At 56.1% G+C, this 23,328-nt stretch carries 12 protein-coding genes and 2 CRISPR repeat arrays; of the genes, 9 read left to right on the top strand and 3 right to left on the bottom strand.

Going from position 1 to position 23,328, the window contains the following annotated elements; genetic code table 11:
- Positions 1-16 precede the first annotated feature (16 nt).
- On the bottom strand, positions 17-1,774 hold the full coding sequence (locus ROSERS_RS09645) for a hypothetical protein (RefSeq protein WP_011956598.1): 1,758 nt from the start codon (positions 1,772-1,774) through the stop codon (positions 17-19).
- Between the two features lie 173 nt (positions 1,775-1,947).
- Positions 1,948-2,841, bottom strand: coding sequence for a CRISPR-associated ring nuclease (locus ROSERS_RS09650; protein ID WP_011956599.1), 894 nt, complete (start codon positions 2,839-2,841; stop codon positions 1,948-1,950).
- Between the two features lie 38 nt (positions 2,842-2,879).
- Between ROSERS_RS09650 and ROSERS_RS09655 the strand changes: the two genes are divergently transcribed.
- From ROSERS_RS09655 to cas4, 9 genes are all read left to right on the top strand, one after another.
- Positions 2,880-4,073 carry a CRISPR-associated protein Csx3 gene (locus ROSERS_RS09655; protein WP_011956600.1) on the top strand — a complete coding sequence of 398 codons (1,194 nt, stop codon included), beginning with the start codon at positions 2,880-2,882 and terminating at the stop codon, positions 4,071-4,073.
- Between the two features lie 335 nt (positions 4,074-4,408).
- Entirely contained in the window at positions 4,409-5,902 is a 1,494-nt protein-coding gene (gene cas8a1 / locus ROSERS_RS09660) for a type I-B CRISPR-associated protein Cas8b1/Cst1 (RefSeq protein WP_011956601.1), read from the top strand.
- An 18-nt stretch (positions 5,903-5,920) separates the two neighbouring features.
- Complete coding sequence (gene cas7i, locus ROSERS_RS09665) at positions 5,921-7,012, top strand: type I-B CRISPR-associated protein Cas7/Cst2/DevR (protein WP_011956602.1); 1,092 nt, start codon at positions 5,921-5,923, stop codon at positions 7,010-7,012.
- Between the two features lie 428 nt (positions 7,013-7,440).
- Positions 7,441-8,178, top strand: coding sequence for a type I-B CRISPR-associated protein Cas5b (gene cas5b / locus ROSERS_RS09670; RefSeq protein WP_011956603.1), 738 nt, complete (start codon positions 7,441-7,443; stop codon positions 8,176-8,178).
- Positions 8,156-10,507, top strand: coding sequence for a CRISPR-associated helicase/endonuclease Cas3 (locus tag ROSERS_RS09675; RefSeq protein ID WP_011956604.1), 2,352 nt, complete (start codon positions 8,156-8,158; stop codon positions 10,505-10,507). The genes cas5b and ROSERS_RS09675 overlap by 23 nt, the downstream gene beginning before the upstream one ends.
- Positions 10,508-10,541: 34 nt before the next feature.
- Positions 10,542-11,501, top strand: a complete 960-nt coding sequence (cas6, locus tag ROSERS_RS09680) for a CRISPR system precrRNA processing endoribonuclease RAMP protein Cas6 (RefSeq protein WP_011956605.1) — start codon at positions 10,542-10,544, stop codon at positions 11,499-11,501.
- Between the two features lie 279 nt (positions 11,502-11,780).
- On the top strand, positions 11,781-12,794 hold the full coding sequence (gene cas1, locus ROSERS_RS09685) for a CRISPR-associated endonuclease Cas1 (RefSeq protein ID WP_011956606.1): 1,014 nt from the start codon (positions 11,781-11,783) through the stop codon (positions 12,792-12,794).
- Between the two features lie 4 nt (positions 12,795-12,798).
- The gene (gene cas2 / locus ROSERS_RS09690; RefSeq protein WP_011956607.1) at positions 12,799-13,053 is read left to right on the top strand and encodes a CRISPR-associated endonuclease Cas2; all 255 of its coding nucleotides are present in this window, start codon (positions 12,799-12,801) and stop codon (positions 13,051-13,053) included.
- A complete protein-coding gene (gene cas4, locus ROSERS_RS09695; protein ID WP_011956608.1) occupies positions 13,050-13,646 on the top strand; it encodes a CRISPR-associated protein Cas4 in 597 nt (198 codons plus the stop codon). Before cas2 ends, cas4 begins: the two co-directional genes overlap by 4 nt.
- 314 nt (positions 13,647-13,960) lie before the next feature.
- Positions 13,961-17,804: direct repeats of the CRISPR family, unit length 37 nt; unit sequence ATTTCGGCAATTTCGACTCGTTGAAGAGTACTGAAAC.
- A 2-nt stretch (positions 17,805-17,806) separates the two neighbouring features.
- Here the strand turns inward: cas4 and ROSERS_RS24915 are convergent.
- A protein-coding gene (locus ROSERS_RS24915; protein WP_085979421.1) for an IS5-like element ISRfsp3 family transposase occupies positions 17,807-18,864 on the bottom strand; the annotation gives its coding sequence in 2 pieces (ribosomal slippage) (positions 17,807-18,333 and positions 18,333-18,864; 1,059 coding nt in all).
- Between the two features lie 106 nt (positions 18,865-18,970).
- Positions 18,971-22,376: direct repeats of the CRISPR family, unit length 37 nt; unit sequence ATTTCGGCAATTTCGACTCGTTGAAGAGTACTGAAAC.
- Positions 22,377-23,328 lie beyond the last annotated feature (952 nt).

The raw sequence follows: 23,328 nt of genomic DNA on the forward strand, positions 1-23,328 counted from the left end.
GACCTCCTGAGTTGTATCACTCGCGCAACCTGGGCGGCAGAAAATCGAGCTCACAGATTTCGCACAGACGAGACCAGGATGGCGATTCCACCCGCTTGCCCTCAGCCTGAGCGCAGATGCCTGGATGGAAATGTTCCAGCCAGTTGGTCTCGAACTCTTTGACGGCAGCCTGCACCAATTCCAACGCCGCCTCTGCTACATTTCTGGGGATGTACAGATGGGTGTGGATGGCTTCACCTCGGAGTTTCACAAAGAGCGGTGTCGTGTTGCCGCTGGCATCGGTATAGACCGCTCCTGCCAGATCTAGTGATAAGTTGTCGTAATAGGGCTGCAATGAGGGTGCTGTACTGGAGCGACGGACGTTACCTCCCCTGACATTCATCTCTTCCTGGTTCTGCAATGCCCTTCTGAACTTCCCTTCGCTCGACTCGTCCATCAGAGAGGCGAAGGCATCCCTTTCCGTATTACCAAACGCAGTAGCCACCGACTGCCACGTCGATCCGCCTTTGGGCTTTGCCTCAAGGGCATTATGTAGCCAGCATAGCGCAAGGCGTGCTTTGAGCAGAAACTCGTGAAGTCCGGCTGCCCGCAAATAAGCCGAACGATAGTCCTCGTTCTTGTCGATGAGGCGTTCGATTTTCGCCAGTTCATCACGCACATATGCCAGCAGCTTCGTGGGATGTGTGAATAGCGAGTCGGACGGATGCGAGGTTCCCTGCTTGAGCGCCATATGCGCCTTCAGCAAGCTATCAGCGGCAGATCGAGCATTAGAGATATGTGCCGCGCTTGGCCAGACATCGCCCAATTCGACGACACTCCAGGGGATAGCATCGTCAGGCAGTGGCGGGGTAAGTCCATCGGCAATCGCTCTGGCGTGGGTATAATCGCCATTCTCCCATGCCTCGTACATCTCGAAGAGGGTTGCCAGACGTTGTACTTTATTAATATCCCGCTGATCGTACAGCGTTTCTCCATCGTCGGCATTGTCGATAGTTTGCGACATTGCGCCGAGAATGCCAGAACCTGACGTTCCACTATTGCCAGCCTGACCCAACAACGCACGTGCACTGCGAAAGTTGTAACTCTCATACAATCGCCGTACCTGTTCCCAGTCACGCAGGCGGAACGCTTCATATGGGTTGGCAATCTCGCCGATCCGACAGGTATAGCCGTAAGGTTTGCCCCAATCTTTGTCGTACTCATCAAAGTCCACATACGTAATGGGCAACCCCGAATGGGCTGCATACAGGAACGCACCCACCACCATGCTCTTCTTGGCGCCGGTAATGTCCACCACATTGACGTGACCGTCCGGCGGCTGAGCCTCAGGCTTCCGCATTGTATCAAGTAGCGCACGGAACACTTGGGTGGGAGAGTCATTCTTGAGCTCGATAAGCTCAACGTCCTGCACTTCAGGGCGCACATCCTGAGGCAGATCGGGAACATGAGGGAGTTTCTCGATCAAATCTTGCAACTCACGACCATGATCGTAGCCAGGAGTTCCACTGTAGAACTGGTTCAGGATCAACACGACACGCCTGGGGCGTAGCACACAGATAACCTGAAGTAGCGGTTCAAACGACTCGCCGACAGTGAGCGCAAGCGTATGCACCGGCTTGCCTGCTCCTCGCACACGTGTCGAGCCATTTGGTTGTGAGATAGCTTGGAGTTCTCTCCCCAACAACTCGTTTATATAGACTTCAAATCCTGGTTTCTCCTTCCAGTACTCTTGTGTACGTTCTTTCAAGCCTTGTTTCGTCAGTCGTGTGGTCATCTCCCCACTCCCCTCTTTCTCAGCAAGGTTTCGCAATACACCTTTGTTACGCACCAATACAACTGGTGTACCACGAGTTTTCCCCATCCTACCCCATCCCCTCACCATACACCTCACCACCGCTGCTGAAGAACAATCACCTCTTCCTGTGATTGTGCGTCTCGTGCGCTCTGCTATACTCGCTCAAGGAAACCGGCAAAACGCTCGCGCAGGAAACGGTAGTCGAGCGGTGCGTTGTCGGGGAGGTTCCAGGCAACGCGGCATTCGGACAGGATTGCAGTTTTGTGGGTGTTGACGGTGTTGAGCGTAATGTTGAGATGAGTCGCCGCTTCATCGGGGCGCATGCCCTTTGCAAGGGCGCGCAGCACGTCGCGCTGGCGCGGGCTGAGCCGCTCCCACACCTGGCGACACTGCGGTTCGTCGATGGCGGCAAAACGCTGCAACTGCTCCTGCACCGCCTGCATCGATGTCAGAGCCAGTGCGCGCAGCGCCGGAAAGCAGGCGCCCCACGGCACGATCGGCGTCTGGATCAACTGCACGCCGTCGGACGGGTCGACGTGCATCAGCGCGCCGTCCTTGACACGCTGCAACGTCTCTTCCGGCGTGTGCATGTGCCAGATACGGTCCTGATGGTCGCAGAGCAACGCCGCAGCCGACATTGCCAGCAGCGCCAGCATGCGCCGACCGCCGCTCAGACAGAGGTGGAGCCGTCGTCCCTCATTCTTCAGGTCGGCGATCAGGGTGCGGATGCTCTGCCATGCGACTTCGGCATCGGCGGCGGTGCGAATGTCGGTCAACTCAACGCCGTTGACGCCGACCGGCGCCCGACGCAGACGGCAGCGCCGGTTGGTGTGGGCGTAATAGTCGTTGGGGAACTCCTGTTGCAGGCGGCTCAGCGCCTGGCGCGTGCGTGGGTTGGTGAGCGACAGGTGAATGAGATACACGTCGGTAATCGGTTCGCCCCGCGCCAGCAGCGCATCGAGGGCAAAGGTCACGATCTGCGGCTGACCGCCCAGGGTGGCGACCAGCGTGGTGGTATGTGCGAGTTCCGAGTTGGTATCTGTCATGACACGATGTAACACAATGTCACAAGGAGGAAATGCCGATGAATCCCTTTCCTGCCGTCGTGATCGGCGGTCCGCCGCACAGCGGCAAATCGGTGTTGACCTATCTGCTGACGCGGCAGTTGCGCGCGTTGCGGGTTGAGCACTACGTGCTGCGCGCCTGCCCCGATGGCGAAGGCGACTGGAGCCAGGAAGCGCCGCCTGAACGGGTGCGCCTGCTGCGCCAGAAGGGACAGTTCAGCCAGGATTTTGTCGACCGCGTCTGCCGCGACCTGGCGCAGCGCCACCTGCCGCTCATCGTCGATGTCGGCGGCAAACCGACGCCTGACCAGGAACGGATCCTCGATCAGTGCACCCACGCGGTGCTCATTTCCGCGAACGAGGCGGGGTTGAAAGAGTGGCGCGACCGCTTCGAGCGCCATGGCTTGCCGATCATCGCCGAACTGCACTCCGTGCTCATCGGCGAGGATTGCATCGAAGCCGAAATACCGGTGCTGCGCGGGCAGATTGCCAACCTGGAACGCTTCACCGGAGTCGGCGGTTTGATGGTCGAGGCGCTGGCGCAACAGTTACAGTGTCTCATGACCTATACCGACGCCGACCTGAAAACGTATCATTGTTCCCACGCCCCCACCGAACTGGTCGTCGATGTGGATCACCTTGCCTGGTGGGTCGAATTGCCGGAGCAGCAACACTGGCTGCCGGCGTATCTCGCGCGCGCGCTCACGTATGCGCCTAAAGGAACGCCGCTCTCGATCTACGGTCGCGGTCCCAACTGGCTCTACGCAGCGCTGGCGCTGCACGCCGCACCGCACCAGGTCTATCTCTTCGACCCGCGCATGGGATGGGTTGCGCCGGTGACGCTCCACTGCACGCCAGCGGCGACGGCGGATGCGGTTGCGTGGAAGATCGAACCATTTCCGACGCACACCTGGATCGAACTGACGCCGACTCAGCCCTACCTCGACTACGACGACGTCAATGGCACAGCGCTGCCCGCGCTCGACCCGTCGCATGGCGTTGTGCTCAGTGGAAAACTTCCGTTCTGGTTGCTGCTCGGTGCGGCGCTTGCCTATTGCCATCACCCGTGGCTTGGCATCGTTCAGGCGCAGCAGTATGACGAGTGCATTGTGGTGATGAGCAGGGATGCAGCGTACCAGCCGGGCGCCTGCTTCCGCTTTAGAACCGATCCTCATCACGGAACAACCATCGGGAGCATGACACAGGAACGCTAGCGCCAATTATATATGAGGTCTCGAAATGGAACAACCTGCCAGGCGCGTTCTCACGGGCATATCTCTCGGCGGAGCAGGTGACGCATTTGTGACGGCTGTTCATGGTACACTTGATGCGTTGCTGTCCCGGTCTTCCGGCGCGCGGTGAAATTGCGACGGCGGGGGTGTCTTATCTGAGAAAGCTACCACTGACACATTCACCCCTAGCGGCGATGTGCGTGAAATTGCGACGGCGGGGGTGTCTTATCTGAGAAAGAGAGGGAAACAGGTTCGCAACGCTGTGGGTGTGGAAAGGAACGCACCTGTCAACCCAGGAATCAGCAGAGGAGTCGGGCATGATCACCTATACCGGACATCCATTCGTCGATACGGGGTTTGCCGTGATCACCGCTTTTGTGCGTAAACGGCGCTTTGCCGATCTCGCCGACGACGATTTTCAGCAGATCGCCGACTATATCGAAGCGAACTATGTGCGACAGCCCCTGCGCAGCTTTTTGACCGTGGCGTTTACCAGTAATGCATGGTTCGCGCAATCGGCGTTCAATCCCGACCGGCCCGACCTGTCGCCGGAAAAACAGACTGAAGCGCGTGAGAAGCGCCAGTACTGGGCGGATCGGCATTTGCGCCAGTGGCAGCAGAGCGCTGCTGCGCTCGAAACCTGCCTTTTCACCGGATTACCGGCGGCAGGTCTTGAATTGTCGCAGAAGTTGCAACCGGGACGGGTAGGGCGGGCGCAAATGCCATTGCTTCAGGGTGATGATGCGATCAACTTCTTTATCAATGGCGACCCTGGTTTGCCGATGGCGGCGGAAGCGATTCTGGCACTCCAGGCGATGCCTCTGGGATGCGCTAAAGTCGGTGGGGGCTTGCTCGCCGTGCACTGCGATGATGAGGCGTTGACGATCGCCTTCGCAACACGCTTCTTGCAGCGCAATCTCAACGATGTGGCGAAAGCGCAGGCTGCCGGCGAAAAGAAACTGCCCGGTTCGCCGCGCAGTCTGAAGACGCTGCTGGTTGAGACATTGACCGAGATTCTGATTCGGCAGATTCAGGAAGAGGAGCGACGCGCACGGCGTCCGGCGATCACGGCCTACTATTTCAACAATGGTCAGTCGCCGTTTCTTGAAATCTACCATCTGCCGCTCCAGATTACCGGTTTTCTCCTGGCAGTGCATACCCCTGCCTACCGCGCGATCTGGAATGAACTGGTGCAACGTGGCTGGCAGCGCGCAGGAATATCAGGCAAGCAGGGGAAGGCAGTCGATCCGGTTGAACCACATTTCAACTATCTGTACGAAGACCTTTTTACCCTGCCGGCGCAGGCGGCGCGGTTCGTGCGCACCTATTTTCTGCGCATTCCCGATCTTCGTCGCTCAGCGGACGATCCGCGGCGCGAGTATTCGCCGCGCCGCGAAGCCGATCTGGTTTCATGGCCGCTCGTTGAACTCTTTGCACAGGAGGTATTGCTCATGACCGATGACCGGGTAACGAAATTGAAGGAGTTGGGCGATAAACTGGCTGATTACACCCGTTATCAGGGAGGTAAGCGTTTTTTTCGCCAGTTCTTTGTCGAGCAGCGAAGTGATAACTTTCTCAGCCTGCTGAACAAAGCCAATATCGACTACACGCGCTACAAGCGTGGTCAGGAGACATTGTTCGATCTCGATAGTTTTCTGACCATTTTTATGGAGGGCGATGAGGTCTTGCGCAAGGACTGGCGCCTGATGCGAGATCTGGTGCTCATTCGTATGGTCGAACAGTTGCGCGACTGGATCGCCGGCAACCCTGATGCCATTCCAGCCGAAGAAGAAGTTGCAGCAAACGAATAGAGAGGAGCGACATCAACCATGGCATTCGTAACCGGTTTACTGCTGATCGATGCGCCAGCGTCGGCGCTCAACAACCTCGGCTCGATCCCCGGCGAGCGGGAAGAGAACACGGTCGGGGTCAAGATGATTACCACCAAGACCGGCAATTTTCCCTACGTTTCGGCGCAGGCATTTCGCTACTGGTTGCGCACGACGCTCGAACAACGGGTGCCGGAATGGCGGGCGTCGCCGATCTTCCGTGAAGAGAAAATCGCCTATACCGACGCCAACCCGATCCGCTACTGGGACGACGATCTCTTCGGTTATATGCGCGCTCCTGGTAAGGCGGACACCGCCAGAAAGAGCCGTGAGCAGATCAGTTTGCTCGAAGATGCAACACCGGTGAAAGAGACGGTGACACGCGCCTCGCCGTTCCGCGTCAGCACCCTGGTCTCGATTGCGCCGGTGAATCCGACCAGTGATTTCGGCGTGATGTCGCGCCACGAGGGGAATCCGGTGCCGCATGAGCATCAGTTCTACCGCGCGACCCTGAAGGGCCTCTTCTCGCTCGATCTGTGGGCGTGCGGCACGTTCTCGTACCGTAATCGCACCGGGTTCCGCAATCTCGACGACGAGCGGGTGCGTCTGGTCGCCGATGTTTCGGGGGTTGAGCATCTCAAGGATGAGCAATCATACCGGCTGCCGAAAGATCAGCGGATCGCCCGGGTGAAGGCGCTGTTCAGCGGACTGGCGCAGCTGGAAGGCGGCGCCAAACAGACGCTCCACTATACCGATGTCAGCCCGGCGCTGGTGATCTTTGCCGTCACCGACGGCGGCAATCATATCTTCCATCACACCGTGGGGGCGAATCGCAGCGGGTTGCCGGAGATCAAAATCGATGCGCTGCGGGAGGCGTTGCGTGTGTTTGCCGATAGCATCCGCTCGCCGGTGTATGTCGGCTGGGTCAGGGGTTATCTGGACGAGGCGCGGGCCGGGTTTGAGCAGTTCGTTGCCGAACATAATGCGGTTGCCGCTAAGGAAGGCTTGCCAGTGATCACAGTGAGCCATCCGCGTGAGGCCTTTATGGCGTTTGTGGCAGCCTGCGACGAGCATCCTGAGTGGCTGGATTAGCGACGCCTCGATGGCTGATGGTCAGTGCGAGTCACAATTATTGCAGTTCTCTAAGAGGTTGAACACTCCCAGAATCGCGCTCCCCACACGGCGACCGAAATGATGGAGATTGAGAAATAAATCCGGTATACGCCCTTGCCGTGGGGCTAAAGCCCTCGGCTATGGAATGCAAAGCCCGCCTGCGCGGGCTATGGCGGATTATTTACTCAAAGACCATAATTTCGGTCTACGCTCTGCCGGAAACGGGCGCCTTACGCGACGCAGCAGGCTCAGACAGGGGTCAGCGTATCTGAGAAATACTGTGATGATACACGTGGTGTCGGAGGCACGTGTGAGGGCAGGACTGCGTTCCTGTGCTCAGGTGGCGCTCTGCCCTCTCGCACTGACCATGGTCGCACGGAGGTTTTTTATTGTGAAGGAGCAGTCCCATGCAGGCGCTGAAGATTGTGCTTGAAGGTGTAACTACTTCGTTTCGCTATCCGCACTTTATGCTTGGTGTGCAGCCGGGCTTTCCGTTGCCGCCGCCAGCGACGATTTACGGGCATGTGTGCAGTGCGTTGGGTGAGTGGTTTGATCCAGAGGGGGTGGCATTCGCGTACCATTTCACTGTTGCCGGTGAAGGGTATGACCTTGAACATATTCACGTGCTTTCGGCATCGTCGGGTAAATTGCCCGGCGGCGAACGCAAGGCGCTCGAAGGAAATATCAATCCTTTCAAGCGCCAGATCTTGCTGTTCCCGCGGTTGACGCTCTACCTCAACCGGCCCGAATGGATCGATGCCTTCCGTCGCCCGCGCTACCCGGTTGTGCTCGGTCGCTCGCAGGACCTGGCTTCCTACACTCGGATCGAGATTGTTGAGTTGCAGCCGGCGGAACAGGTCTATTTCGAGCATACTCTGCTGCCGTACTCGATGGCGGCGCAGGCGCCGGCTGGCGTCGTGACCCTTATGCCGCGCTGGATCGATTACCGTCAGCGACGGCGGCCCGGTTTTGCGCGGTACCTGATGCTGACTGAGCGCATCACGACAAAACATATGCTGCGTTTCGGTCAGCAGACGCCGGTCTACTGGAGCGATCCCACGGTGCCGATGGTTGACGGATTGCCGCTCGGATTGTGGTTTCACACTTTTGTAGGGGCAGACAATGAAACCCTTACCGTGGCCTGATTGGATGGATCATCTGCTGGCAAAGAGTAAGCGGTATGGCGGTGAGACGTTAGCCGGGCATACCTGGGATGTGCTCTGTCGGCTCGCCGACCTCTACCGCCTGCGCCCGCACCTCACAGACGATACGCGGCTCTGGCACTGTCTGTATTGGTCCGCATTTCTGCACGATTTCGGCAAGGCGGCGCAGGGCTTTCAACGTCGGTTGCGTGGCGGTCCGAAATGGGCGCACCGCCACGAAGTGCTCTCGCTGGCGTTTGTTGATGCGATTGCCCACGACCTGAATGAAGCAGAACAGCGCTGGGTGGTGGCGGCAATTGTCTCACACCACCGCGATGCAACCGAGATCGCCGAACTCTACCCCTCCGGTCTGCGCAGGGATCCGCTGATCGATCTCTGCAATGAACTTGATGCCGAAACAGTTGCCCATTTGCTGCGCTGGATCGCCGAATGCGCCAATCGGTGGCGCGACCTGCTGGGGCTGACCGCAGACGTCGGTGCTATCGATCCGCAGCCGTGTTCGGTGGGCGCGCAACGGGTGCGGTACTGGTTACGGATGTACCACGACTGGGTTGACACCCTGGACGGCGAGGGGTCTGATGCCCGTCGCCCCGGCATTCTGCTACGCGGACTGATCACCAGCGCCGATCATATGGCCTCGGCGCATCTGCGTCGTCTGCCGCCGCCTATCCGCCTGTCGTGGCAGGATGTGGCCATGAGGTGCAATCTGTCGCCGGATCAGGTCTACCCGCATCAGCGCCAGAGCGCCGGGCAGAGCGCACAATCGGCGCTCCTGATGGTGCCGACGGGTAGCGGCAAGACCGAAGCGGCGCTCTCATGGGCGCTCGGCGACGGGCGCAACCCGCCGGCGCGCATTTTCTATACCTTGCCGTATCAGGCCAGCATGAATGCGATGTACGACCGGTTACGGCAGACCTTTGGCGATGATGTGGTCGGCCTGCAGCACGGTCGAGCGACACAGGCGCTCTACGCCAGGTTTCGCGAAGGCGATGAGTGGTCGGCGACTGCGGCACGGCGCGCGCAATGGGAAAAGAATCTCAATCTGTTGCACGCCCGTCCGCTGAAGGTGCTCAGCCCCTACCAGTTGCTCAAAGCGCTCTTTCAGCTGCGCGGCTTTGAGGCGATGCTGACCGACTACGCGCATGCGGCGTTTATTTTCGACGAGATTCATGCCTACGAACCGGAGCGCCTGGCGCTCATAACCGGGCTGATGCGCTATCTGCGGGAACACTTTGCCGCCCGTTTCTTCGTCATGTCAGCAACGTTCCCTGAACTGATTCGCAGTCACCTGCGCACCGCCCTGGGCGATACGCCCCTGATCCGCGCAACTCCAGACATTTTTGACCGCTTCCGTCGTCATCAGTTGTGCCTGCGTGATGGGGAACTGACCGATCCGGCAACTATCACCGAGATCGTCGAAGCGGTGCGCAACGGCAAGCAGGTGCTGGTCTGCGCCAACACGGTGGCACGGGCGCAAATGGTGCGCGATCTTCTGACGCACGCCGGTCTGACCGATGAACACCTGATCCTGATCCATAGCCGCTTCACCTACGGCGACCGTAGCCGGCTTGAGCAGGCGATAGGCGCGCGCTGCCGCAGCAATAGCGCGAATCGATCACCGCTGGCGCTGGTTGCCACTCAGGTGGTTGAAGTCAGCCTCGACATTGATCTCGATGTGCTCTACAGCGATCCGGCGCCGCTCGAAGCGCTCCTGCAACGCTTCGGTCGGGTCAATCGCAAAGCGGCGAAAGGAATCTGCCCGGTCTACGTCTTCCGCCAGCCTGACGATGGACAGGGCGTGTACGGGCGCGACCGCGACCCGGAACGATCCGGTCGTATTGTGCGGGTAACGCTCGCCGAACTCGAACAGCACGATGGCGCGATCATCGACGAAGCGACCATCAATGAATGGCTTGACCGGATCTACGCTGATCCCTTGTTGAATCAGCAATGGCGCGACGCCTATCAGCGGATGGCGCACCAGGTCGACCTGATCATTCAGGGGATCCGCCCGTTCCAGAGCGACGAACAGCGTGAAGACGAATTCGAGCGCATGTTCGATGGGGTCGATGTGGTGCCGCAATGCTTTGAACGCGACTACGTTCATCTGCTCGTCGAAGAGCGCTTTATCGAAGCGAATGACTATCTGGTGAGCATCAGCAAACAACGTTTTGCGATTCTGCGCAACCAGGGCAAACTGCGACCGGCGGAAGAGACCGATCAGCGACGTGTCTGGGTTGCGCAAACGCCCTATGATGCGCGGAATGGACTCTCGTTCGGTGACCGTGTGGTCGATATGGACTGGATTTGAGATTGTATCAGTGTACATAACCCGGAGCCTGTCCATGAGTCTGCTGACCCATCATTTACAGTTCACGATGGTTGCTGCAACGCCGCTGGAACTGGGCGACAACGCTGGTTCGGCGGTGCGCGGCGCGCTGGTGAATGCGCTGCTGGATCGCTTCTGTGCCAACAAAGACGCACCCACCTGCGTCGATTGTCCACTCTTCAACGTCTGCCCGGTGGCAGCGCTGGTAGCGCCTATGCGTGAAACCGGCGAAACCGGCGGGGATCAGCGCCCGCGTCCCTACGTCACCCGCCCGCCGCAGCCGCGCCGCTACGCCCCCGACGAGACACTGACATTCGGGTTGGGACTGTTCGGGCATGCCGCCGAACTCTTCCCCTACGTCGTCATAGCAGCCCAGGGGATCGAACGCCAGGGGCTGGGGCGACGGTTGCAGGAACAGAACGGGCGGCGCGGCAGGGTGCGTCTCCTGGCGATCCATGCTGTCAACCCGCTGACCGGCGACAGACAACCGCTGTTCCAGGCTGATCAGCGACAGGTTCAGGTTCCCGGCATTCCCATCGGACCGGCGGAGGTTGCCGCGTTTGCCGCCACCCTGCCCGAAAACCGTCTCACCCTGCGCTTCCTGACACCGATGCGCCTGATCGATAAGGGGGGCCTGGTGAAACGCCCGGCGCTGCGTCCGCTCATCCAGCGGCTCGGCATCCGCCTCACCGACCTGGCGGCAGCCTATGGCGACGGTCCGCTTCCCGCCGCCGACGCGCGCGCGCTCCTGCCGCTCGCCGAAAGCGCCACCCTGGAATACGACAATACCCGCTGGATCGATATTACCAGCTACTCGCGACGATCCGGCGAACGCACCCCAATCGGCGGCATGGTTGGCGAAGCCGTGTTCACCGGCAACCTGGGACCCCTGCGCGAAATCCTGGTCTGGGGCAGCCTGGTGCACGTCGGCAAAAACGCCGTCAAAGGCGATGGCTGGTATGTGGTTGAAGGTTGAAGGTTGAAGGTTGAAGGTTGAAGGTTGAAGGTTGAACGTGGGAAGGTTGAAGGTTGAAGGTTGAACGTGGGAAGGTTGAACGTTTTCGATTCCCGGTTCTTGGTTCCTGGTTCTCGGTTCTTGGTTCCTGGTTCCTGGTTCTTGGTTCTCGGTTCCTGGTTCCTGGTTCCTGGTTCCTGGTTCCTGGTTCTCGGTTCTCGGTTCCTGGTTCTCGGTTCTCGGTTCTTGGTTCTTGGTTCTCGGTTCTCGGTTCTTGGTTCTTATCAGGGAGCAACGTTCATGCATCTCATCGTTGACCAGTACGGCGTGTTCGTTTCCAAGCACCAGGGGCGCATTCGCGTTGTGAAGGACAAAGAACGCCTGGCAGAGGTTCCGATCCTCCACCTGGAGCAAATCATGATCTGTGGCGACGGCATCGGTCTCAGCAGCGATGTCGTGCGCGTATGCGCAGAGGAAGGCATCCCCATCCATTTTGTTGACAGCATCGGCAACGACTACGGCGCCCTGATGCACGGCGGCATTACCGGCATGGCGCTCACCCGACGCGCACAGTTGCGCGCCGGCGACGATGAGCGTGGTCTGATGCTGGCGCAGGCATTCGCAAGCGGCAAAATCCAGAGTCAGGCCAACCTGCTGCGCTACGCCGCCAAAAACCGCAAGGAGAGCGACCCGGACCTGCACCACGACCTGATGCGCACCGCAACTGAAATTCTCGACACGCTGCCGTCGGTGCGCGCTATGCGCGGCGTGCTCACCGAAGAAACCCGCGCAGCGCTGATGGGGTTCGAGGGGATGTCCAGCGCGCGCTACTGGGCAGCCGTGGCGCGCATCATCCCCGACGACCTCGCCTGGCCCGGACGCGAGACGCGCGGTGCGCGCGACCGGTTCAACCAGGCGCTCAATTATGGGTATGGCATCCTGCAAACGCAGGTGCGCACCGCTCTGATCCTGGCCGGGCTTGATCCACACGCCGGGTTTCTCCACGCCGACCGCCCTGGCAAGCCGAGTCTCACGCTCGACCTGATCGAAGAGTTTCGCCAGGCTGTCGTTGACCGCACCCTGATCGGGCTGGTCAACCGTCAGGTCGAGATCGGTCAGGGTGACGACGGTTTGCTCGATGCAGCGACACGCAAACGCATCGCCGAGAAGATTCTTGAGCGACTGGACAGCACCGAGCCGTATGAAGGCAAACGGCAGCCGCTGCGCCACATTCTTCAGTGCCAGGCGCGGCATATTGCCACATTCGTGCGTGGAGAACGCCCAACCTACGAACCGTTCGTGATGGGATGGTGAGACCATGCGTTGCCTGCTGATCTACGACATTCCCGACGACCGTGTGCGGCAAAAGATCGCCGACGCCTGTCTCGACTACGGGCTGCAACGGATTCAATACAGCGCATTTGCAGGCAACCTGAGCCGCACCCACCAGCGCGAACTGATGACCGAAGTCAGGCGGCGGTTGGGCAAACACGCTGGCAACATCCAGCTCTTCACCTTTCCGGACGACATCTGGAACGCGCGACGTACTATCGAACAGGGGGAAGAATCATGAGTGACTCAACCTTCGAGGTGACCGACCTCCGTCAATGGGCGTACTGTCCACGAGTGGTCTACTACCAATACTGCCTGCCTGACATTCGTCCGGTCACAAAACTGATGGAAGCCGGGCAGGAAGAGCACCGGGCGGAAAGCGGGCGTGAAGAGCGGCGTTCACTCCGCACCTACGGCTTGAAAACCGGCGAACGCTTTTTCGATGTGCCCCTGCGGTCGGAGACGCTCGGACTGCGCGGGCGCGTCGATCTGGTCATCGCCATTCCCGACCGCCGTCAGGCGACCGAGATCGTCGTGGTGGAGTACAAAAGCACCGAAGGCAAGGCGGGTCCGCATGTCAAACTGCAACTGACCGCCTATGCGCTCATGATCGAAGAAGCGTGGGGTATTCCGGTCAAACGCGGCTTCATCTACCACATGCCGGAGCGCAAAGCCGAAGCAGTGACCATCAGCGCAGCATTGCGCACGCGCGTCAAAGAGACCGTTGCCGCCATCCGCGCCACCGTCGACCATGAGCGCATGCCGCCGCCGCCGGCATCGCGGCGGCAGTGCGCCGTCTGTGAATTTCGCCGGTTCTGCAACGACGTGGTGTGATGGCACATGCGTTCGACGCCCGATCCCCGATTCTGGGGCATTATCGGCGTCGTTTTCGCAACCCGTCCATCGTGGGGTCAAAACAGCAGATCTTCTGATCAAGGTGTCAACCGTTTTTTCAACGTTTTGCTCATTGGAAAGGGAAGCAGCGTGTTTCGCAACTTGACGCGGTTCTGGCGCAAAAATCGAGTTGCGAAACGCGCCCGTCCATGCTAAGATACGAGTGTTGAGATGAAACACCAGGAAGGCTCAGGAGCGACGAAGTGCAGTTATTGGGGTCTGGAACACAGGTGCGGAAGAGAGTGGAAGTCGGGATTTCGGCAATTTCGACTCGTTGAAGAGTACTGAAACACGACATATTACGGGAGACGTGCATTCCCGCGGAATAATTTCGGCAATTTCGACTCGTTGAAGAGTACTGAAACAGACGTTGACGCCATCAAACCATCGGATTTCAACGTATTTCGGCAATTTCGACTCGTTGAAGAGTACTGAAACTCGGAAAAATCCCGACGTTGTGCAGCACAAACTGCAATTTCGGCAATTTCGACTCGTTGAAGAGTACTGAAACCCGACCGGAGCCAGTCCGGTTCGGGGAGATGTGTGGCAAATTTCGGCAATTTCGACTCGTTGAAGAGTACTGAAACTTCGCGCGGGAAACGCGGAAGTCGTTCTCCAGTTCGATTTCGGCAATTTCGACTCGTTGAAGAGTACTGAAACCACGTTGAAGCAGTAGGCGTCGCCGGACGGCGTTGCGATTTCGGCAATTTCGACTCGTTGAAGAGTACTGAAACAGCGCGGCGTGGATCAACAGGCGGTTCCGGTCAACGATTTCGGCAATTTCGACTCGTTGAAGAGTACTGAAACCAGACGACACGGCCACCACACCGCGCTTGGACAAAATTTCGGCAATTTCGACTCGTTGAAGAGTACTGAAACACAATGTGTTACCCTCACCTTTGTGGGGTACAACATATTTCGGCAATTTCGACTCGTTGAAGAGTACTGAAACATCACACGCAGCAGATCGAGCCACTGGCCGCCGCCACGATTTCGGCAATTTCGACTCGTTGAAGAGTACTGAAACAAAGTTCGTATCTTGGCAGTTTGCGTCGCATTGTAATTTCGGCAATTTCGACTCGTTGAAGAGTACTGAAACACCGGCAAGCGGCTGGAGTGGCGGATGAACTTGTCAACATTTCGGCAATTTCGACTCGTTGAAGAGTACTGAAACATACTCGAAGATGCGTTCGTCTTCGAGTTCGAGGTAATTTCGGCAATTTCGACTCGTTGAAGAGTACTGAAACCTCTTACCCGGGTGGTCAAGCCGCGCCGGTTTCCGCATTTCGGCAATTTCGACTCGTTGAAGAGTACTGAAACTCGCTGCGCCGCCTCATCGAGGTCGGCGTACTCGAAATTTCGGCAATTTCGACTCGTTGAAGAGTACTGAAACGATCCAGGCGGGCGTCGAGGCGCAACTGCGCATCAATTTCGGCAATTTCGACTCGTTGAAGAGTACTGAAACCGCAGAATTGTTCTACCGCCGGTTTCTGCCGGACGATTTCGGCAATTTCGACTCGTTGAAGAGTACTGAAACTCTGTGCGATCAGGCGCTCGTAGGGCAGACCGAACGATTTCGGCAATTTCGACTCGTTGAAGAGTACTGAAACTTCGACCGGCTGATGCTGAAACGTCAGCGTTGTCGGATTTCGGCAATTTCGACTCGTTGAAGAGTACTGAAACGCGCGTGTTGTCGGTGGGGCATCGCGTCTCGCTGGTATTTCGGCAATTTCGACTCGTTGAAGAGTACTGAAACGCGCGTTGGTGGACGGCAGCCAGGACGCGCCGGCGATTTCGGCAATTTCGACTCGTTGAAGAGTACTGAAACCTGTGCGCGGCGGGATGAGACCCGCTTGTTCTAGTATTTCGGCAATTTCGACTCGTTGAAGAGTACTGAAACGAATGCCCAACGCCCGCGCTTTGCTGACGAGTGCGATTTCGGCAATTTCGACTCGTTGAAGAGTACTGAAACATGGACGGATCGGCGCGGTACTCGTGGACGAGCTGCAATTTCGGCAATTTCGACTCGTTGAAGAGTACTGAAACGTATTTCGGCTTTACTGGTCTCTTACCGGCGGCGTCCATTTCGGCAATTTCGACTCGTTGAAGAGTACTGAAACGTCGTGCGCACGTTTGTGTGTCAGGGAGACTCGTATATTTCGGCAATTTCGACTCGTTGAAGAGTACTGAAACTCTCGATAAGTTTGTGGTTGCTCACCACATTCATTATTTCGGCAATTTCGACTCGTTGAAGAGTACTGAAACCTCAGTACGTTCAATCGCCGCATTGCGATAGAGATAGATTTCGGCAATTTCGACTCGTTGAAGAGTACTGAAACGTGTGTAGTAGCGCTTGCGCGCGGTTATCTCAATGATTTCGGCAATTTCGACTCGTTGAAGAGTACTGAAACCGCTTCCGCCTTCTTGATTACCGCGCCCGCAATCGATTTCGGCAATTTCGACTCGTTGAAGAGTACTGAAACTCGCGGCAGAGGCAGCATCTCGCCGAAGGCGGCGAAGATTTCGGCAATTTCGACTCGTTGAAGAGTACTGAAACGCAAACTCGCGCAGCGCCCAGGCGAGGATGACGACGATTTCGGCAATTTCGACTCGTTGAAGAGTACTGAAACAGGAGCAGGCGGCGTCTCCCTCCTCTTCGAGGCGGAATTTCGGCAATTTCGACTCGTTGAAGAGTACTGAAACATCGGATATGGGAAGGCGTTAGGAACTGGGACGGTAAATTTCGGCAATTTCGACTCGTTGAAGAGTACTGAAACGTCGGTGCGCTCCGATGCGTACCCGACGACGATTATCATTTCGGCAATTTCGACTCGTTGAAGAGTACTGAAACCGTAGCGGAGAATGCGATACTGAATATCGCTGTCTGATTTCGGCAATTTCGACTCGTTGAAGAGTACTGAAACTCCTCATACTGACTCAACCACTCGTCAAGTTCCAGCAATTTCGGCAATTTCGACTCGTTGAAGAGTACTGAAACGCACGCGGACGAAGGCGTGCGCAGCACATCGAATAATTTCGGCAATTTCGACTCGTTGAAGAGTACTGAAACTCACGCCGTCGGCGACGTGGATGCCGGGGAATGGAGATTTCGGCAATTTCGACTCGTTGAAGAGTACTGAAACTACGTCGGGATTGTCAAGCGACGCGCCGCGTCAACGAATTTCGGCAATTTCGACTCGTTGAAGAGTACTGAAACGTCGAAGGTGACGACCTCGTAGTTGGTGTCACCGGTGAATTTCGGCAATTTCGACTCGTTGAAGAGTACTGAAACGTCACTTCCGCGCCGATTTTCTCATCAAACCACGTGCATTTCGGCAATTTCGACTCGTTGAAGAGTACTGAAACTCCGTCGTACAGCCGGTAGAATACCCGTTCGTCCGTATTTCGGCAATTTCGACTCGTTGAAGAGTACTGAAACTTCTTATTATACCGGAAACGCCCCGCTTTTTCGTACAATTTCGGCAATTTCGACTCGTTGAAGAGTACTGAAACCGAGTACGACATCTCAGAAAGGACGGTACGAATTGAATTTCGGCAATTTCGACTCGTTGAAGAGTACTGAAACTTCAGCCTCGTCCGCCAGTTCGTTCCAGCGGGTTGCGATTTCGGCAATTTCGACTCGTTGAAGAGTACTGAAACGCTGCGTGTGGGCGCTGGCGAGGTAGAAAGGATTTGATTTCGGCAATTTCGACTCGTTGAAGAGTACTGAAACAGGGGAGGAAGGTAGTCTATGAACACCATCTCTTGATTTCGGCAATTTCGACTCGTTGAAGAGTACTGAAACGGCGACGACAGTGATTATACGGTTATCGAGATTGTCGCATTTCGGCAATTTCGACTCGTTGAAGAGTACTGAAACGCCAGAAACCCGCAGCGACTCGCTTGCGCGCCAAAATTTCGGCAATTTCGACTCGTTGAAGAGTACTGAAACGATCTATAGCCGCGATAGCCGTACAGCGCATACGGTATTTCGGCAATTTCGACTCGTTGAAGAGTACTGAAACTGCAGCGACGTCGCATCACCTGAACCACCTGCAACATTTCGGCAATTTCGACTCGTTGAAGAGTACTAGACTTCATCAAGATTCGTTTTGATTTTTGGACTGCTTTTTGCGTTTCAGCCAAATTCGGAAGTTATGCAGCCCGCAACATGTTTCCATGACCATATCCCGAAATTCGGAACAACTGAAGCGGATAATGTCGTGAATGATTCGATACCGCTTGATATCGCCGATAACATGTTCAATACGAACGCGAACGGATGAGATACGCCGGTTTTCCTCCTTTTCCTGCGGCGTGAGGGTTCCATTGCGCGGCTTCTTCTTTGGCTGCATAATCTGGACGCCAGGCAGGGTAAATCCTTGAAATCCGGCGTCTTGATAGAGAATGCTCGCGTTTGGAAGGGTGTATCCCGCTTCATCCGCAATACATTTATCGTGGACCCTTCCTTCGTAGGTGTCACTCAAAAAGTGAATAGAGCCAAACTCATCAATGATGAGAACGTTCTTAAGCGTATGTCGTTTCTTCTTACCGCTGTAATACAACTCCCGGTCGACTTTGTCGCTTGGACGGCGAATGGGACGTTCTACGCCGTCATGGATAAAAAGGGGGGCGCTTTTGTCGCATGCGACGGTTCTTCACACGACGGTTCTTCACACGACGGTTCTTCACACGACGGTTCTTCACACGACGGTTCTTCACACGACGGTTCTTCACACGACGGTTCTTCACACGACGGTTCTTCCTGCAATCGCCTCGCCAGGTCGTCGGCAGTGCGCGCAGGCAGGAGATTTTGCTGTGAAAGCGCATAGTTCAGCGCTCCGTGCAAAAGATGCACCCATTTGCTTACGTTTGATTGGCTCATTTGAAAGAGGTGTCCGTGCATCACTTGCGTTGGGTTTTGTTTTAAGTAGGTCAAAATAAAGAGCAATTTATCTTCTGTTGTCGGAAGCGGCGAGTTTGCATACGAGACGTAGCGACGACAATATCGGACGCGGCCATCAATCGTGCGACGTTTCATATACGCTTCAAATGCGGCGTGGAAGATCGGAACCAGCGCGTGGAACTCTTCAACGGTCAGTCCGGTCATAGAGCGTAATTTCTCCGGATTTTCGATAATGGATCGATACTTACACATCGTTTTTCTCCATTTTCAGATTGTACAAAAATAGTATATCACTAAATCTTGATGATGTCTACTGAAACCGGTCGCTATTTCGGATGATGGTGACGGGCTTCTTCGCATTTCGGCAATTTCGACTCGTTGAAGAGTACTGAAACGGTCGAAGTCAAAAGGCGGGCAAGCGACGGATCGCATTTCGGCAATTTCGACTCGTTGAAGAGTACTGAAACTCCCGACTAACTCATCAAGCACGCGCCGGGGCATCATATTTCGGCAATTTCGACTCGTTGAAGAGTACTGAAACCGCAGCATCACGCGCGCCTTCAACACCGCGTAGGCGATTTCGGCAATTTCGACTCGTTGAAGAGTACTGAAACGTTGGCGACGTACAGCAGCGTTTCGCCCAGCCGCGATTTCGGCAATTTCGACTCGTTGAAGAGTACTGAAACTGACAAGGATGGTTCATCGCCTGGCGCTGGATCGCATTTCGGCAATTTCGACTCGTTGAAGAGTACTGAAACGCGACGATCGGCGTCAACCGCGCCTCCGGCAGCACGATTTCGGCAATTTCGACTCGTTGAAGAGTACTGAAACTCAACACCGAAGCGCGTCAAGTGCCCGACGCGCCCGATTTCGGCAATTTCGACTCGTTGAAGAGTACTGAAACTCAGCATCAACTCCGCGACCGCTTGCGCATCGTTGATTTCGGCAATTTCGACTCGTTGAAGAGTACTGAAACGGCGGCGACCAACTGGTCGAACAACATCGGCGCGCCGATTTCGGCAATTTCGACTCGTTGAAGAGTACTGAAACGCGAAGGCGTCGATGCGCGTGTCGATCACGCCGAACCATTTCGGCAATTTCGACTCGTTGAAGAGTACTGAAACAGTTGGAACCACCACTCCGCCGCCCGTCGGTCGCGATTTCGGCAATTTCGACTCGTTGAAGAGTACTGAAACTCACGAGGTCGAAGAAGATGAAGAAGTACACCATCATTTCGGCAATTTCGACTCGTTGAAGAGTACTGAAACGCGATTGCAGCCGCAGCGCTTTGTACAGCAGCGCTTATTTCGGCAATTTCGACTCGTTGAAGAGTACTGAAACCTCTTCCAGTTCCGCTTTGCGCTCTGCGTCGCGCTTCTCATTTCGGCAATTTCGACTCGTTGAAGAGTACTGAAACTCGCCAAAACGTCGTTGGCGATCGGTTGAATAAATATTTCGGCAATTTCGACTCGTTGAAGAGTACTGAAACGTCGGTCTGGCGAAGAAACTGCACTGCGAACTGAGCATTTCGGCAATTTCGACTCGTTGAAGAGTACTGAAACCGATGCGCTGTTCCATTGCGGCGTAGTCGGCGTTCATTTCGGCAATTTCGACTCGTTGAAGAGTACTGAAACGCGATACGCGCTCGAAGATCGGAATGAAAACGTCCAATTTCGGCAATTTCGACTCGTTGAAGAGTACTGAAACCGCGTGGCGGTCGAGCGGCGCGTCCGGCGGCAGATGCGCATTTCGGCAATTTCGACTCGTTGAAGAGTACTGAAACTCTGTCCAGCGCGCGTAGACCGCAAACGGGTGCGGCGATTTCGGCAATTTCGGCTCGTTGAAGAGCACTGAAACACCAGTAGTGATAGACGACCATCACACGCCTACAGATTTCAGCAATTTCGGCTCGTTGAAGAGCACTGAAACGCCCGAAGATGGCTTGCAACGCCTTGAGTGCTTCGCATTTCAGCAATTTCGGCTCGTTGAAGAGCACTGAAACAGCCCTTCGGTTTCCGTTGCCGACAGAGCATGATCTGTATTTCAGCAATTTCGGCTCGTTGAAGAGCACTGAAACCTGAAGCCGTACAAGGCAAACGGTTGCGGGTCAGGATTTCAGCAATTTCGGCTCGTTGAAGAGCACTGAAACCTGAAGAGATCACGTATGTCCAGACGCACCCGCCGCGATTTCAGCAATTTCGGCTCGTTGAAGAGCACTGAAACCTCGATGATGCTGTTGTGGACGGCAGCGGAGATCTGATTTCAGCAATTTCGGCTCGTTGAAGAGCACTGAAACGGTCCGCTAATCCTCGAGATCATCACTGGCTGGTACTATTTCAGCAATTTCGGCTCGTTGAAGAGCACTGAAACCCACAGACTCCCGGACTGCACCTCCAACCAATACGATTTCAGCAATTTCGGCTCGTTGAAGAGCACTGAAACCTGAGTTGGCGCTGCCGGTGCTGGAGCAAGATCAAGATTTCAGCAATTTCGGCTCGTTGAAGAGCACTGAAACGTCCGTCGCCGCCAGCTCCCGCGCCACGCTGCGAATGAATTTCAGCAATTTCGGCTCGTTGAAGAGCACTGAAACGGATCACCAGTTCGATCGCCACATCCCTGAGTTCAGATTTCAGCAATTTCGGCTCGTTGAAGAGCACTGAAACAAAGTAAGTTCTGCCCCTGTTAGAGCGCCCCACCAGACATTTCAGCAATTTCGACTCGTTGAAGAGCACTGAAACGGCAGGGCTGTACCGTCGCCCGGCACGCCGTACCGATTTCAGCAATTTCGGCTCGTTGAAGAGCACTGAAACCTGGCGAGGGGAGTACGAACTCAAACGACACATCGATTTCAGCAATTTCGGCTCGTTGAAGAGCACTGAAACCCTGAAACACTGATAGCGCCCCCAGTCGGGGCGCTATATTTCAGCAATTTCGGCTCGTTGAAGAGCACTGAAACTAGTTTTGAGAGAGTTGGGCTTTGCGCTGGCGTAGGCGATTTCAGCAATTTCGGCTCGTTGAAGAGCACTGAAACTCCTTCCGCGACACAAACTCACGGTAGGAGGCGACCAATTTCAGCAATTTCGGCTCGTTGAAGAGCACTGAAACCTGGGCGACAGTTGCGCGGGAAGTGGGCTTGACGGAATTTCAGCAATTTCGGCTCGTTGAAGAGCACTGAAACGGCTGCGGGCAGACCGGTACGGACAAAACCAGCACGAATTTCAGCAATTTCGGCTCGTTGAAGAGCACTGAAACCTCGACCGGAACGCGCTGGCAGTAGAATTCGGGCAGATTTCAGCAATTTCGGCTCGTTGAAGAGCACTGAAACCTGGGCGTTGCGCCCGCTCAACTCAACTCCGCCGATATTTCAGCAATTTCGGCTCGTTGAAGAGCACTGAAACCTGTTGGTCGATACGCTGGCGCTTGCGCTGGAGCAGCATTTCAGCAATTTCGGCTCGTTGAAGAGCACTGAAACAGAGAGACGTAGGAGGAGATCACGTGAACCTTCCAATTTCAGCAATTTCGGCTCGTTGAAGAGCACTGAAACTGGGCATCGTTGATTCCTCTCGTGTAGCACTTGAGATTTCAGCAATTTCGGCTCGTTGAAGAGCACTGAAACTCGCTGACTACGAGTTTTCAACGTCTGATGACGGAGATTTCAGCAATTTCGGCTCGTTGAAGAGCACTGAAACTCTGCGCGTTGTTGCACCAGCGCGCCCCGCGTCGGATCATTTCAGCAATTTCGGCTCGTTGAAGAGCACTGAAACTTTGTGGGGGCGAATAATCATTCGTCCCCACATCGATTTCACCTCCACATCGATTTCGTGAGGAGAGAGATAATTTCATCGACCCTGGCGCATTGAAGCGCACTGCAATACTCTCTCTTTCCTCTCTCCTGCGCTCTCTTTTCTCATATCAAAGGAACAGCGCGCAGGCAGTGCGAAAGACTGAGGCGCAGCATCTGGAGTGTTTTGTGGCGGATGAAACTATACTTCCTGGCTGCTACCCATGCGGCTGGAGTGCAGTCCGTTGGGCGCAGATGGATGGGATGAACCTTGAAAATGAACCAAAATCTTTCGCCTGTACAGGTTTGCTGGCCATCTTTGCCCGCTCCTGCTCCCTGGCGGAGTGCCGACCTGAGTATGGTTTTGCCTGGCATGGCGCGGGAAAGGCAAGGGGTTGGGCTGGCAGGGGTAGCTGGTCGGTGTGGGTTGGGATGAATCGGCGATTCGTCCTTACAGGAGGGGCATGCTTCAGGCGAAGGGGCGTGGTCTGGATGTGTGGACTTGCCTGCTGAGGGGCGCGGAGGTCGGAGGGTGTTCAGGCAATGGTGTCTTGACTGGATGCGTGCTGTAATAAATTCACGAGATGTGCAGTATCGCGCGCTCATCGACCGACGCGGGCGCGCGGTTCTGGCATGCGTGCTGTAATAAATTCACGAGATGTGCAGTATCGTCCGCACTTTGCCAGAAGAGAAAAAGGCGTTCTTCGGGCAAAGGTGTCCTGCTCCAGCGTGTCATTGCGCCCAATCGGCGGCTGGTCACAGCTGTCCGCGAACGCGCCAGCGTGCAGTGTCTCGCTCCAGCGTGCCATTGCGCTCAATCGGCGCGTGCAGACCGACCGCCTTCGGCGGTTTTCCCTCCATGCAGGCCTGGCATAAGCTTTGTCGCTTAAGGCTTTGGGAAGTGGCGTATCACGGCGGCGGCTGAAGCGTGGTCC

Source organism: Roseiflexus sp. RS-1 (assembly GCF_000016665.1).
Taxonomy (GTDB): domain Bacteria; phylum Chloroflexota; class Chloroflexia; order Chloroflexales; family Roseiflexaceae; genus Roseiflexus.